Here is a 13,923-nt window from a genome sequence, read left to right as displayed (position 1 = left end):
GCACGATGACCAAGCAACCTGTGATCCACGTGGGCGTCGACGGCTCCTGGCGAGACACGGGTGCGCTGGAGTGGGCCTTGCAGGAGTCTTCGATCCGCAAGGCCCCGCTCCGGGTGGTCCACGTCATCGACGAGAAGCTGCGGTACGCGCCGTACTGGGAACCGAAAGTGGTCGACGACGCCGCGCTCGATCTGGTCGAAGAGGTCCAGCAGACGATGACGAGCCGGGACCCGGCCCTGGATCACTCCACCCAGGTCGTGCTGGGCCCGCCGGCGACAACCCTGGCCGAGCTTGCCTCCGGCAGCTTGATGCTGGTGGTTGGTCGCCGGGGGATGAGTACGGTCAAGCGGCTCCTGGTCGGTTCGACCTCCGAGGCCGTGGCGAACCTGGCTACCGTCCCGGTGATCGTGGTACCGGACGGCTGGACGCCTTCCGGCCACCCGGGCACGGTAGTGGTCGGGCTGGACGACTCGGGTGAATCCGAGGCCGCGGTCGAATTCGCTGCCGAGGCTGCCATCGAACGAGGCAGCGCGCTGCGGATGGTGCATGTGTGGGATCTGCCGCCCATCTACAGCTGGGAGTCGATGGAGGTCGAAGGTGCCCTCGACTCATGGTCGCGGACGGCCGAGCTGCACTTCGAGGCCGTTGCCGGGCAGTGGCGGCAGAAGTACCCCGACCTTCCCATCGCGGTCGACGTACGCCGAGGGCACGCCGTGGACGGCCTCCTCTCGTCAGCCGACGCCGTCGACGCGCAGTTGCTGGTCATCGGCGGTCGTCATCACCTCAAGGTGATCTCCGTCCTGCTCGGATCCGTTGCCAGAGGCGTGCTGCAGCACGCGACCTGTCCGGTCGCCGTCATCCGTCTCACCACGGACGATGCCTGATCAGCTGGGGTCGGCGTTGAGGGGCGCGCGCAACTCCAGCACGGTGCCGTGCGGCTGGTTGGACTCCAGCCGTACGGCGCCACCCAGTGCGGCCGCCCGTTCCTCGAGATTGTGCAGCCCACTTCGCCGATCGGACGGGCGGATGCCGACACCGTCGTCCGAGATCCGCGCGGTGACGTCCACGCCGGTCACCGTGACCTCGACCTTGGCGGCTGACGCCTGAGCGTGCCGGACCACGTTCGACAGCGACTCCCGGACCGCGGCGATGATCTGCGGCCGCACGGACGCCGGTACGGCGGTGTCGATCGGTCCGGTGATGATCAGCTCGGGGCGGAACCCCAGCGGTTCGGCGTACTCGGCGACCATCGCCTGGAGATCGGCGCGCAGCGACTGTCTGCCGGGTTGGCTCTGCAGCTCGAAGATGGCGCCGCGCAGGTCGCGGATGGTGGCATCGATGTCCTCGACCGCCCGGGTGATCCGCTCCTGGACGTCCGGCCGGACCATCCGGTGCATTCCTTGCAGTTGCAGCCCGGTGGCGAACAGCCGCTGGATGACCAGGTCGTGCAGGTCCTTGGCGATCCGGTCCCGGTCCTCCAGGACGGCGAGGATCGATCGGTTCTGCTGAGCCTGGGCGCGGTCGAGGGCCAGCGTCGCCTGGTTGGCGAACATCCGGACCAGGTCCGTGCCGACGGTCACCCCGAGAACCGCGCCGTGTTCGGCGGCGACCATCAAGATCCCGCCGGAGGTCCCGGAGCCGGCCGGCAGCGGCGCGAAGATGGTCCGGCCGAGGTCGCCCAGCTCGGGGAAGTCCGCGAGCTGTCCGGTCTCCTTGGCCAGCGTGGCGAGGTCTTCGACCACGACCTGCTCGTCGCTGCCGAGCACGTCGCGAAGGATCGGCCGGTCGGCCGCCAAGCGCCGGCCGAGGTACTTCGCGAACGGCGGCGGTCCGTCGACGGCCCGGACCACGAGGTCACCGTCGTCGTGCAGGAACACCGCTCCGATCACGGACTCCGACACCTCGCGCGCCCGGGAGGCGATCAGCTGGAGTGCCTGCTGGGGGTCGAAGTCGCCGAGCATCAGCTGGGTGATCTCGGCGGTGACCTCGTGCCAGCGGCGGCGGCGCTCGGTGTCGGCGTACAGGCGGGCGTTGTCGATCACCACGCCGGCCGCGGTGGCCAGCGCGGTGACCGCGCGCTCGTCGTCCGCGGTGAAGTCGGCGCCCTCGGCCTTCTCGGTCAGGTACAGGTTGCCGAAGGCGTGGTCGCGGGTCCGGATCGGGACGCCGAGGAAGCTGCTCATCGGCGGATGGTTGGCCGGGAAGCCGAACGAGCGTGGGTGTTCGGCCAGGTCGGTGAGCCGGATCGGGGTGGGGTGATCGATCAGCACCCCGAGGATGCCGTGGCCCTCGGGGTACGGGCCGATCGCGGCGATCTGCTCGGCGGTGACGCCGTGGGTGACGAAGCGGACCAGGCGCTTGCCGTCGGGTCCGACCACGCCGAGGGCGCCGTACCGGGCGCCGACCAGCTCGCAGGCGGCGGTGACGATCCGGTCGAGGGTGCTGTTGAGGTCGAGATCCGAGCCGATGCCGACGACCGCGTCGAGCAGGGCGCGCAGGCGCTCCTGGGAGTCCATGATCTCGTCGACACGGCCGAGCAGCTCCTGCAGGAGCGCGTCGAGCCGGACCCGGGACAGGCTGGAGAACTCGAGCGTGCCTTCGTCCCAGGTACTGCGATGTTCGCCTTCGTTCCCACCCATGTCGCTCACCGTACGGAACCCCTGCCGGATAGGGAACAAGCGCCACCACCGGCGAGCGACGCCCGGCAGGTCGAAGGTCCCTGGGAAAGCCGCCTTGGGTCCCGTCGATCGGTGCCGGGCGGCACTGCGTGCGAGCCCTCCGTCGGCGAGAAGCTGGCAAGAGGACAACGAGGAGGATGAAATGGGCAGCTGGGCACGGACGGGACCGGTGGTCGTCGAGGTCGACGACAACGCGGAAGGCCTGCATGTCGTCGACTACGCGGCACTGGAGGCGTTGCGTTCCGGTGCCGAGCTGGTCCTGGTCGCGCCGTACCAGGCACACGGCTCGTACAACCCGATGACGCCGGGCTACCAGCCGAAGCCGCCTGCGGAGATCGCCGATGCCGGACTACGACTGGCGGTCGCGCATGTCCGCCATCACTACGGCTACGAACTGCAGGTCACCGCGATATCCGAGGAGGGCGGCCGCCTGAATGTGCTGCCGCAGGCGGCCAGGCATGCCCGGCTGCTCGTCGTCGGGCGCGCGCGCACGCGGGGACCGCACCGCCTGGTCGCGGCGCAGGGGAACATCACCCTGACCGCCCGGACCGGCTGCCCGGTGATCGTCGTACCGCTGACCTGGCGGCCGGGCCTGCTCGACCGGAAAGTTGCCGTCGGCATCGACGGTACGCCGTTGTCGCTCGAGGCGGTCGAGTTCGCCTTCCGGGCGACCGCGGACCGCGAGGGCGAACTGACGGTGGTGCATGCCCAGCACGCTCCGCGGTACGACCCGGTCGACGGTTCGGTCGAGAGCTCCTGGGTACGCCGGGGCGACCTGACCGTGTCGGAGACGCTGGCCGGCTGGGCCGACGAGTACCCAGAGGTCAAGGTGACCCGGTTCCTGACGGCCAGGCCGGTCGTCGAAGCACTGGTCCGCGAGGGTGCCCAAGCAGGCCTGGTCGTGCTGGGTGCGCGGGCCGGGCTGCTGCCGGTCGGTGACCCGATTGCCCGCCGGGCGGTGGCTGCAATGGCCTGCCCGGTCGCGATCGTTCCGCATCACGTGACCGCGGAGGAGCGCGGACGGCGGGCCCGCGCCCTGCGTCCGGGGATCGACGTCGTGGTGCCGACATACTGATCGGGTGAAGATCGCCGCCGGCCTGACCGGCTTGCGGGGTGGGTTGCGCGCCGATGCGATCGCCGGCGTGACAGTGGCCGCGTATCTGGTGCCGCAGGCGATGGCTTACGCCCAGCTGGCCGGTCTACCCCCGGTGGCCGGCTTGTGGGCGGTACTGGCCCCCCTGGCCGTCTATGCGGTTCTCGGTACGTCGCGCTTGCTGTCGGTTGGACCGGAGTCGACCACCGCGCTCATCACGGCCGCCAGCCTGGGAACGCTGGCTGCTGGGGATCCCGCGAGGTACGCGCTCCTGGCGGCTGCGCTGGCCCTGCTGGTCGGAGGCATCTGCCTGATCGCCTGGTTGCTCCGGCTCGGCTTTCTCGCCGATCTGCTGTCGAAGCCGGTGCTGATCGGCTACCTGACGGGGATCGCGGTGATCATGGTCGCCGGTCAGCTCGGCCGGATGACCGGCACGAGCGTCTCGGGGGACTCGCCGGTCGCGGAGCTGATCTCGGCGGTGCGGCACTTCGGCTCCTGGCATCCGGCGACGGTGATTCTGTCCCTGGTCGCACTCACCCTGCTCCTCGCGGCCGCCAAGTGGTTGCCGCGATGGCCGGCGCCCCTCCTGGTGATGGCACTGGCGGCCGCCGTCACGGCGATCGCAGGCTTGCGTGATCAGGGTGTGGCCGTGATCGGCACGGTGCCTGCGGGCCTACCTGTTCCAGGCTTGCCGGCCATCGGCGTCGGCGATCTGAAGCTTTTGGTCCTTCCGGCAGTGGGCGTGGCGCTGGTCGGTTACACCGACACAGTGCTGACCGGCCGGGCTTTCGCCACTGATCGCCATGAGCGGATCGATGCCGACCAGGAGCTGCTTGCCCTGGGTGTCGCCAACCTGACTGCAGGGACTCTGCACGGCTTTCCGGTCAGTAGCAGTGGCAGCCGTACGGCGGTAGCGGTGGCCGCAGGTGCCAAGAGCCAGCTGTACTCCCTGGTCGCGCTGGCCTGTGTTGTCGCGACGCTGCTGTTCGCCGGTCCGCTCCTGTCCACCTTCCCGACCGGCGCGCTCGGTGCCCTGGTCGTCTACGCCGCGGTGCGTCTCGTGGAGGTCGCTGAGTTCCGCCGGATCGCACGGTTCCGGCGCAGCGAGTTCATCCTGGCGGTGGCGACTTGTATCGGCGTCGTCGCGCTCGACGTCCTGTACGGCGTACTCGTGGCGGTCGCGTTGTCCGTTCTCGACCTGTTCCGGCGGGTGGCGCGGCCGCACGACGGCATTCTCGGGATCGTCCCGGGAGTCCCCGGCATGCACGACATCGACGACTACCCCACGGCGGAGCCCGTTCCCGGGCTGGTCGTCTACCGGTACGACTCGCCGCTCTTCTTCGCCAACGCGGAGAACTTCCACCGCCGGGCGCTGGCCGCGGTCGACGCCTCGCCGGTGCCGGTCCGCTGGCTGCTGCTCAACGCCGAGGCGAACATCGAGATCGACATCACCGCGATCGACGCTCTCGACGCCCTGCGCGAGGAGCTGGAGCAGCGCGGCATCGTACTCGCCCTGGCGCGGGTCAAACAGGAGCTGCGCGACGACCTCGAGGCGGCCGGCTTCCTGGACCGGCTCGGCCCGGACCATGTCTTCTTCACCCTCCCGACCGCGGTCGAGGCCTTCCGCGCCGCCACAGCCAGCGAGCAGTGACGGTCACCGAGGCACTGGTCGTGGACGACGTGGCGGTGCTGCGGCCGGCGCGGTCAGCGGTGATCAGTGGCGCTTGGGTGGGGGCGTTCGCCCCAGGCGACCAGGCGGCGGCCGTCGAGGACCTCGACCGCCAGCCGGATCAGGTGATGGTCGCGGTTCGGTGCCCACGGGCGGAGCGGAACGGTGGCCCGGAGGGCCTCGGCCTCGCCGGGGTCGACGACGGACAGGTGGCCGGTCGCGGTCACGGTCCAGCCAAGGTGGCGGTCCTGGTCGACGTCGTCGACCTCGAAGGCGACCACGTCGCCGCGCTCCGCGGCCCGGTACTTGTCACCGTCCGTGGTGGCGAAGACGAGTGTGCGGTCGTCGACGGCGAAGTTGACCAGGCGGATGACGGGAAGTCCGCCAAGGGTGAAGACGAGCCGGCCGATGGGAACCGAGCCGAGCAGCTTCAGGCAGTCGTCCTGGTCGAGGATCTGCAGGCCGGAGTGGTCGAACCGGCGCGGTGGGGCACTCATCGTGGCCCCTTTCCGAGGAGAGGGCGGTCTAGTCTGGCCGGGAGGGTCGAAGGCGAGAGCGGGAGAGACGCGACATGACGATCAAGGTGTTCCTGCTCGACGATCATGAGGTCGTCCGCCTCGGGTTGCGGCAACTGCTGGAGGCCGAGGACGACCTCGAGGTGATCGGCGAGGCCGGTACGGCGGCTCAGGCCGTCGCGCGGATCCCGGCGTTGCGTCCGGATGTCGCCGTACTGGATGTGCGGCTGCCCGATGGCGACGGCATCTCGGTCTGCCGGGAGATCCGGTCGGCGATGGACGAGCCGCCCGCGTGCCTGATGCTGACCTCGTACTCCGACGACGAGGCGCTCTTCACCGCGATCATGGCCGGCGCGGCGGGATACCTGCTCAAGCAGGTCAGCGGGATCGACCTGGTCGGCGCGGTCCGCCGGCTCGCGGCGGGGGAGTCGCTGCTCGATCCGGCGATGACCACGGCGGTGCTGGAGCGGCTGCGGCACCCGGCCGAGGAGGACGAGGACCCGCGGTACAAGTCGCTGACCGAGCAGGAGCGCAAGATCCTCGACCTGATCGCCGAGGGCAAGACGAATCGGCAGATCGCGCAGGACATGTTCCTGGCCGAGAAGACAGTGAAGAACTACGTCTCCGGCCTGCTCCGCAAGCTCGAGATGGATCGCCGCACCGAGGCCGCCGTGTACGCCGTCGAGCGCACCAGGCAACGCCCGCCGAAGTAGCTCGGCACGGCCAGGTTACCGGTTCGTCTCGCTCATCGCCCGCTCCGTCCGGCCCGTGGGTACCGCTGGTATCCATCGAACCAGCCGGCAGCGCTCCTAGTTCAGTGCCATTGGCCCTCAGAATCCGGGACCGACGTCCCGAAGCGATCCGGTGAGGTCACCGCATAAGGTTTCGATATGGGTAGCAGCGTGTACGTCGCATCGGTGGAGGGGTACACCGGCAAGTCGACCGTGGCGCTGGGGGTGCTGCAGCAGTTGTCCCGTCGGGTGGAGCGGGTGTCGGTGTTCCGGCCGATCGTGCGGCCGGACACCGCGCTGTACGGCGGGCGGGACTATGTGCTGGATCTGCTCACCTCGCATGACGCCGTCTCGCTGTCGTACGACGAATGCGTCGGGGTCAGCTACGACGAGGTGCACGCGGATCCGGATGCGGCCCTGGACCGGATCGTGCAGCGGTACCGGCACCTGGCGGAGCGGGGAGATCCCGTCCTGATCGTCGGCAGCGACTACACCGACGTCGGTACGCCGACCGAGTTCTCCTACAACGCGAGGATCGCCGCCAACCTGGGTGCGCCCGTGCTGCTGGTGCTGAACGGTTCGGGCCGTACTCCCGAGAATCTGCGCACGCTGATCGACATCGCCGGCGCTGAGCTGACGGCCAACCACGGGTCCCTGTTCGCGGTCATCGCCAATCGGGTCAGCCCGGACGAGCTCGACCAGGCGGTCGCGGCCGTGGGCGGAGCCGGCGTACCGGCGTACGCGATCCCGGAGGAGCCGTTGCTCAGCGCGCCCGCCGTGGCGGACCTGGTGAGCGCTGTCGACGGGCAACTGCTCAGCGGTGATCCGCGGCTGCTGTCTCGTGAGGTCAGCGGCTTGGTGGTGGCCGCGATGACGATGCCGAACGTGCTGGATCGACTGTTCGACGGGGCGGCGGTGATCACCGCCGCGGACCGGCCGGAGGTGGTCGTCGGGGTGCTGATGGCGAACGCCTCGCAGAACTTTCCGCAGGTGTCGGCGATCTTCCTCAACGGCGGATTCGCGCTGCCACCGCAGATCCTGCGACTGATCGAGGGCATCGGAAGCACGATGCCGCTGATCGAGACCGGCTTGGGGACACACGCGGCCTCGACGGCCCTGACCGCGGTGCGTGGCCGGCTGACCAAGGACTCGCCGCGCAAGGTGGACCGGGCGCTCGCGTTGTTCGACCAGCACGTCGATGGCCCTGCGTTGCTGGACCGGCTCGAGGTGGCGCGCAGCGGGGCGGTGACGCCGTTGATGTTCGAGCACCAGCTGATCGACGAGGCGGTTGCCCACCGCAAGCACATCGTGTTGCCCGAGGGCGAGGAGGAGCGGATCCTGCGGGCGGCGGATGTCGTACTGCGTCGCGGGGTGGCCGACCTCACCTTGCTGGGCGATCCGGTGGTGATCAGCGCCAAGGCGGCCGGGCTGGGCGTGGACATCTCGGCCGCGCGGATCGTGAGCCCGGACGACGAGGAGCTGGGGGAGATGTTCGCGCAGGAGTACCACCGGCTGCGGCAGCATCGAGGCGTCGACCTCGACAAGGCTCGTGAAGTCGTCCGGGATGTCTCGTACTTCGGCACGATGATGGTGCAGCTCGGCCTGGCCGACGGGATGGTGTCGGGGTCGGTGCACACCACGGCGCACACGATCCGTCCGGCGCTCGAGGTCGTGAAGACGCTGCCCGGTGTCTCGGTCGTCTCCTCGGTGTTCTTCATGTGCCTGCAGAACCAGGTCCTGGTGTACGGCGACTGCGCGGTCAATCCCGATCCGACGGCCGAGCAGCTGGCCGACATCGCCATCTCGTCGGCGGCGACCGCGGCCGCTTTCGGGGTCGAGCCGCGGGTGGCGATGCTGTCGTACTCGACCGGTACTTCGGGCAGCGGAACGGATGTGGAGAAGGTGTCGAAGGCAACGGGGATCGTCCGGGAGCGTGCTCCGTCGTTGCTCGTCGAGGGGCCGATCCAGTACGACGCGGCGATCGACAGCGCGGTGGCCCGGACCAAGTTGCCGGACTCGGAGGTGGCCGGCCGGGCGACGGTGTTCATCTTCCCCGACCTCAATACGGGCAACAACACGTACAAGGCGGTGCAGCGCTCGGCCAACGCGGTCGCCGTCGGGCCGGTGCTGCAGGGCCTGCGGAAACCGGTGAACGATCTATCCCGGGGAGCGACGGTGCGCGACATCATCAACACGGTGGCGATCACGGCGGTACAGGCGGAGTACGGCGTACGGGGTGCTGATGAGTGACAACGTGCTGGTGATCAACGCGGGCTCGTCCTCGCTCAAGTACAGCCTGATCGACGCGGTGTCGGGGGAGGCGGCCGCAGCGGGTCTGGTGGAACGGATCGGTGAGCCGGAAGGCCATCACCTGCACCGCGGACCTGACGGCGAGATCAGCATCAGCCTGAAGGTCGCGTCACACGAGGATGCGTTGCGGGCCGCGCTGGATGCCTTCGAGCAGCACGGCCCGTCGCTCGACGATCTCACCGCCGTCGGCCATCGTGTTGTGCACGGTGGATCCCGGTTCGGCGATCCGGCTCTGATCGACGACGACCTGGTCGCCGCGGTCACCGAACTCGTGCCGCTGGCGCCACTGCACAACCCGGCGAATCTCGAAGGGATCCGGGTGGCCCGGCGGCTCTTCCCGGACCTGCCGCAGGTCGCGGTCTTCGACACCGCGTTCCATCAGACCCTCGAGCCGGCGGCCTACACCTACGCGGTTCCGCTGGCCTGGCGAGACGATCACGGCATCCGCCGGTACGGCTTCCACGGTACGTCCCACGCGTTCGTCTCGGCCGAGGCGGCGCGGTTCCTCGGCCGCGACCTCGCCGAGATGAACATGATCGTCCTGCACCTCGGAAACGGCTGCTCGGCCGCGGCGATCCGGGGCGGTGTCTCGGTCGACACCTCGATGGGCATGACCCCACTGGAGGGCTTGGTGATGGGCACCCGCTCCGGCGACCTGGATCCGGCCATCCACGCCCACCTAGTCCGCGAACTCGGCTGGACGGTAGAGGAAGTCGACCGCGCCCTCAACTCCGCCTCCGGCCTCAAAGGCCTGGCCGGCGCCAACGACTTCCGGGAGCTGTCCACCCGGATGGAGGCCGGCGATCCCGCTGCCCAGCTCGCCTTCGACGTCTACTGCCACCGCATCAAGAAATACATCGGCGCCTACTACGCCGTACTGGGCACCGTCGACGCCATCGTCTTCACCGCGGGAGTAGGCCAGCACTCCGCCCCCGTCCGCGCCGCATCCCTGACCGGCCTCGACCGCCTGGGCATCCAACTCGACCCCGCCCGCAACAACGCGACCACCCCCGGCACCGTCTCCACCGACGACAGCGCGGTCACCGTCCTGGTCATCCCCACCAACGAGGAATGGCAGATAGCCCGCGAAACAACCACCCTCCTCCGCTGACCGAGCTGGGAATTCGGTCAGGGGGGTTCGACGAGGCTGCGGACGGCGGCCTGCAGGGCGGTGCGGTGTTGTTGCAGGCGTTTGGGTGAGAGCGGGTCCTTGCTGCCGGCGGCAAGGAGCGCGGGCGGGCCACTGAGCCAGCTCTCGGTCAGGCGCAGAACGAAAGCGAACAGGTCTGCCGCCGGGATGTCGGTGCGGATTCGCCCGGCCCGCTGCGCCTTCTCGACCGCCTCGATTCTCGCCCGGAACGCGCCGCGCTCGGTGTCGGACGGCTCGGTCTGCTCGAAGGTGCGCCAGGCTGCGATTCTGCGCGAGTCGGGATTGGCCAGGATGTAGTCGAAGCGGGCGATGGCGAACGCGCACAGGTCGCCGTCGTCCATGGGAGCGGACTGGAGGACCGCATCGGTCTGCTCCTGCACAACTGCGTCGAACAGTTGGTTCTTGTCGCCGAAGTAGACGTAGAGAAGGCGCTTGTTGGCGCCGGCGCGTTCGGCGATCCGGTCGATCCGTGCGCCGGCGAGTCCGTACTCGGCGAATTCTTCGGTGGCCGCCTTGAGGAGCAGAGCCTTGGTTGCCACCGAGTCGCGGGGACGTGGTTTTCGGGCCGCCGCCGCCTCGGACATGCTGATCACCTTACCTTCGTGGTAGTTCGTGTCCCGGCAACCCGCAAAGGAGTGCAGGGCTTACCAGGCCACCGGGCCGGTGGCGTCGTAGAAGCCGCCGGTTGGGCCGTCCTGCCCGATCCGGGCCAGGCGGACGATGCTCTCGGCACCCTGTTCGACGGTCTGGGTCCCGGTGTTGTGGTTGAGATCGGTGGCGGTGAAGCCCGGGTCCGCGGCGTTGATACGGATGCCGGGGAACGCCTTGGCCAGCTGCACCGTGATCATGTTGACCGCCGCCTTGGAGGCCGGGTATGCGATCCCGGGGTAGAAGCGCGCGGGCGCGGTCGGGTCGGCCAGATCTCTCGTCAATCCCAGTCCGCTGCTTACGTTGACCACGACCGGGGCGGCCGAACGCTGGAGCAGTGGCAGGAACGCGTGAGTGACCCGGACCAGGCCGAAGACGTTCGTCTCGAAGGCTGTACGGACGCTGTCGGCGGTGACGTCCGCGGCCGCGACGAAGCCGCCGTCGGGCGTGCGCTCTTCGACTCCGGCGTTGTTGACGAGAACGTCGAGTCCGCCGCCGGCCTCGATCTCCTTGACCGCGGCGTCGACCGAGGCGTCGTCGGTGACATCGATCTGGACGAATCGCGCGCCGAGGCGGTCGGCAGCCTGCTGTCCGCGCTCGACATCGCGGGCCCCCACATAGACCGTGTGTCCCGCGGCGACCAACTGACGGGCCGTCTCGTAGCCGAGTCCCTTGTTCGCTCCCGTGATGAGAGTGGTTGTCATGACTGGCTCCTTCTTGCTTGTACCTAACTAGATAGGTACAAGCTAGCTCGCACCCTCAAGTAAGTCAATAGTTAGTTACATACGACGAAAGCCGGCAGGTTCGGAGAACTGAGCGGGTCGGCCGTAGGCAGTGACTCTCACGATCGATACTCGGAGATTGCCGAACGTGACGGTCCCGTCTATCGTCGCCACTTGCCCAGAATCGCCGGCCACGACGGGACAGGCCTCATGAAGCTTCTGCTCACCGACTCAGGCATCACGAACCCGAGCATCCAGGAGGCGCTGGTCGACCTCCTGGGCAAGCCGATCTCCGAGTCCACCGCGCTCTGCATCCCGACCGCGGCCTACGCGCAGAACGGCGGCACCGGTCATGCCTGGCGACTGATCAGCGGCAACCAGCCGATCGGCGCGATGGTTGAGCTGCCGTGGCAGTCGGTGGGCGTGCTGGAACTCACCGCGCTGCCCAGCGTCGACGAGTCGGTCTGGCTGCCGTCGGTCCGTGAGGCCGACGCTCTGCTGGTCGGCGGCGGCGACCCGATGTACCTGTGCCACTGGATGCGGGAGTCCGGACTGGCCGGCCTGTTGCCGACACTGTCCGCGGTCTACGTCGGGATGAGTGCCGGCAGCATGGTGCTGACACCGCGGATCGGCGAGGACTTCGTCCGGTGGAGCCTGCCGGGCGGTGGCGACGAGACGCTCGGGCTCGTCGACTTCTCGCTCTTCCCGCACCTGGACTTCGAGGGCTTGCCGGACAACACGATGGCCAACGCGGAGAAGTGGGCGGCCGGCCTGTCGGTGCCGTCGTACGCGACCGATGTGCAGACCGCGGTCAAGGTGAACGGCGATCAGGTCGAGGTCGTGTCCGAGGGGCACTGGAAGCACTTCACCGTCTGATCCCGAGATTCTCGGCGGACACCGCGCGGGCGCCACGGCTCAGACCACCGAGTGGGTGGCGGACAGACGCTAGCCTTCCGGTGACGGATCGATCGTGGCCTCCGGAGGGACATCGTGGCGAAGAAGCAAGCGTACCCATTGCCGCAGTACACGGTCGAAGAGATCCGCGCCGCGTGCGAGGCTCCACTGCCCGCGGGCGTGACGATGGTGCTGATGAAGAAGACCGTTACCGGACTGCGCGTTCAGGAGGGCGGGGTCTCGGTGCTGGAGCGCTCTGACCGTCCATGGCGTCAACTGCCCGCGGTGACAAGGGTCTCCCGCGGCGTGTTCATCCGCAGCCGCATCAGGCTCCGGTTCGCCGACGGCAGCAAGGCGACGGTACGCCCGTACAAACCGAAGCTGCGCTGCCTCCTCGAGACGGGCAAGCGCGACAGCTTGAACTTCTCCTCGCCAGGCAGCGGCGACGCCCGCAGCAACGACTCGGCCTTGGACGGCCTAGCTGCGATCTTCGTGATCCTGGTGGCGGTCGTGATGTTCCCGATCTCCCTGGTCCTGCTGGCCCGCGAGCTGTTCGGCATCTCCGCACGAGCGAAGCAGGCGGCACTACTCCTACCGCAATTACAGGCCATCACCCAGACAAAGTGAACCGGCTGGGTCTCGATTCGCTCAGCGTGGCGCCCTGGATCAGCCACCAGTGATGACGAGGATGAGGCCGGAGATGACGAGACCGGCCTCGACCAGGATGACGAAGACTGTGACAGGTAGCCGGTCGAGGATCTTCTTGCCGGCCCAAGCACCACCGGCCGCCGCGGGTGCGAGCGCAAGGCCGATGAGGCCGGTGTGCCAGGTGAGGACAGCTGCTGCTCCGAAGACGACCAGCTTGGTGAGGTGCATGACGACCGCTGAGGCGGCTTCCGTTCCGATGTAGGCGCCTCGGACCATGCCGCGGGCGAGGAAGAACGGCGCGACCATCGGACCGACACTCCCGACCAGCGCGGATCCGAATCCGGACGCGGCACCCAGCGCTGCGAACCCGCGATCCCCGACCCGCGCGGCGTTCGGACGCACCCGACGCCAAACAACCATCGCCAGCAGGAACGCTCCAATGACCCGGGTGAGCGCTGGGAGCGGCGCGCTCGTCAACAGCAGCGCACCACCCACAGCGGCTGGTACTGCGCCGACGGCGAAGATCATCACCAGACGCCGATCGATCTCGTGCCGGTTGAACCAGACCCGACTCCCGTTGCTGGCCAACTGCGCCACGGTGAGTACGGCGACCGCGTCCCGAGCCCCGAAAACCGCGACGAACACCGGCAGCAGCAGTACGCCACCACCGAAGCCAGCGATGGCCGACAACAACGCAGTCCCGAACGACGCCACGATCAGGAGCGCGGTCAGCAACAGCTCGTGCGTCATCCCGCGAGCTTCGCAGACACTCGAGGCCACGAGTCCCTCCGCGCGGTGGGCCAGCGTGGGGGATACCTCCACCGCAGCCCTTGCAGGACGATCGCCTCGGCGAGGTGGGTGCCTA

Annotated in this window: 13 protein-coding genes; 8 read left to right on the top strand and 5 right to left on the bottom strand. The window is 68.8% G+C overall.

Features of this window, described 5'->3' with window-relative positions; all coding sequences use genetic code 11:
- Window positions 1–5 precede the first annotated feature (5 nt).
- A complete protein-coding gene (locus ACIA12_RS10795; RefSeq protein ID WP_396366703.1) occupies window positions 6–884 on the top strand; it encodes a universal stress protein in 879 nt (292 codons plus the stop codon).
- On the opposite strand, the gene ACIA12_RS10790 is transcribed toward ACIA12_RS10795, so the two are convergent.
- Window positions 885–2,639: a GAF domain-containing protein gene (locus ACIA12_RS10790; protein WP_396366702.1), complete on the bottom strand. Its 1,755-nt coding sequence runs from the start codon at window positions 2,637–2,639 to the stop codon at window positions 885–887.
- 181 nt (window positions 2,640–2,820) lie between these two features.
- Between ACIA12_RS10790 and ACIA12_RS10785 the strand changes: the two genes are divergently transcribed.
- On the top strand, window positions 2,821–3,753 hold the full coding sequence (locus ACIA12_RS10785) for a universal stress protein (RefSeq protein WP_396366701.1): 933 nt from the start codon (window positions 2,821–2,823) through the stop codon (window positions 3,751–3,753).
- Window positions 3,754–3,757: 4 nt separating this feature from the next.
- Entirely contained in the window at window positions 3,758–5,422 is a 1,665-nt protein-coding gene (locus ACIA12_RS10780) for a SulP family inorganic anion transporter (RefSeq protein WP_396366700.1), read from the top strand.
- Window positions 5,423–5,475: 53 nt separating this feature from the next.
- Here ACIA12_RS10780 and ACIA12_RS10775 read toward each other — a convergent pair whose 3' ends face one another.
- Entirely contained in the window at window positions 5,476–5,937 is a 462-nt protein-coding gene (locus ACIA12_RS10775; protein WP_396366699.1) for a pyridoxamine 5'-phosphate oxidase family protein, read from the bottom strand.
- A 74-nt stretch (window positions 5,938–6,011) separates the two neighbouring features.
- Here ACIA12_RS10775 and ACIA12_RS10770 point away from each other — a divergent pair, with 74 nt between their 5' ends.
- The 3 genes from ACIA12_RS10770 to ACIA12_RS10760 all read left to right on the top strand — a co-directional run bounded on the left by ACIA12_RS10770 (window position 6,012) and on the right by ACIA12_RS10760 (window position 10,107).
- Complete coding sequence (locus ACIA12_RS10770) at window positions 6,012–6,668, top strand: response regulator (RefSeq protein WP_396366698.1); 657 nt, start codon at window positions 6,012–6,014, stop codon at window positions 6,666–6,668.
- Window positions 6,669–6,845: 177 nt separating this feature from the next.
- On the top strand, window positions 6,846–8,936 hold the full coding sequence (gene pta, locus ACIA12_RS10765; RefSeq protein WP_396366697.1) for a phosphate acetyltransferase: 2,091 nt from the start codon (window positions 6,846–6,848) through the stop codon (window positions 8,934–8,936).
- Window positions 8,929–10,107: an acetate/propionate family kinase gene (locus tag ACIA12_RS10760; RefSeq protein ID WP_396366696.1), complete on the top strand. Its 1,179-nt coding sequence runs from the start codon at window positions 8,929–8,931 to the stop codon at window positions 10,105–10,107. The genes pta and ACIA12_RS10760 overlap by 8 nt, the downstream gene beginning before the upstream one ends.
- Window positions 10,108–10,124: 17 nt before the next feature.
- Here ACIA12_RS10760 and ACIA12_RS10755 read toward each other — a convergent pair whose 3' ends face one another.
- Window positions 10,125–10,730, bottom strand: a complete 606-nt coding sequence (locus ACIA12_RS10755; RefSeq protein WP_396366695.1) for a TetR/AcrR family transcriptional regulator — start codon at window positions 10,728–10,730, stop codon at window positions 10,125–10,127.
- A gap of 60 nt (window positions 10,731–10,790) precedes the next feature.
- Window positions 10,791–11,498 carry an SDR family NAD(P)-dependent oxidoreductase gene (locus ACIA12_RS10750; RefSeq protein WP_396366694.1) on the bottom strand — a complete coding sequence of 236 codons (708 nt, stop codon included), beginning with the start codon at window positions 11,496–11,498 and terminating at the stop codon, window positions 10,791–10,793.
- 228 nt (window positions 11,499–11,726) lie between these two features.
- Here ACIA12_RS10750 and ACIA12_RS10745 point away from each other — a divergent pair, with 228 nt between their 5' ends.
- Both ACIA12_RS10745 and ACIA12_RS10740 read left to right on the top strand, forming a co-directional pair.
- Entirely contained in the window at window positions 11,727–12,392 is a 666-nt protein-coding gene (locus ACIA12_RS10745) for a Type 1 glutamine amidotransferase-like domain-containing protein (protein ID WP_396366693.1), read from the top strand.
- Between the two features lie 114 nt (window positions 12,393–12,506).
- Window positions 12,507–13,037, top strand: coding sequence for a hypothetical protein (locus ACIA12_RS10740; RefSeq protein WP_396366692.1), 531 nt, complete (start codon window positions 12,507–12,509; stop codon window positions 13,035–13,037).
- A 39-nt stretch (window positions 13,038–13,076) separates the two neighbouring features.
- Here ACIA12_RS10740 and ACIA12_RS10735 read toward each other — a convergent pair whose 3' ends face one another.
- Entirely contained in the window at window positions 13,077–13,808 is a 732-nt protein-coding gene (locus ACIA12_RS10735; protein ID WP_396366691.1) for a sulfite exporter TauE/SafE family protein, read from the bottom strand.
- Between the last annotated feature and the right edge of the window lie 115 nt (window positions 13,809–13,923).

The organism is Kribbella sp. NPDC051620, assembly GCF_044453825.1.
Lineage (GTDB): Bacteria > Actinomycetota > Actinomycetes > Propionibacteriales > Kribbellaceae > Kribbella.
The sequence above is the reverse complement of the archived record's forward strand: the minus strand, read 5'-3'. Positions and strand labels throughout refer to the sequence as shown.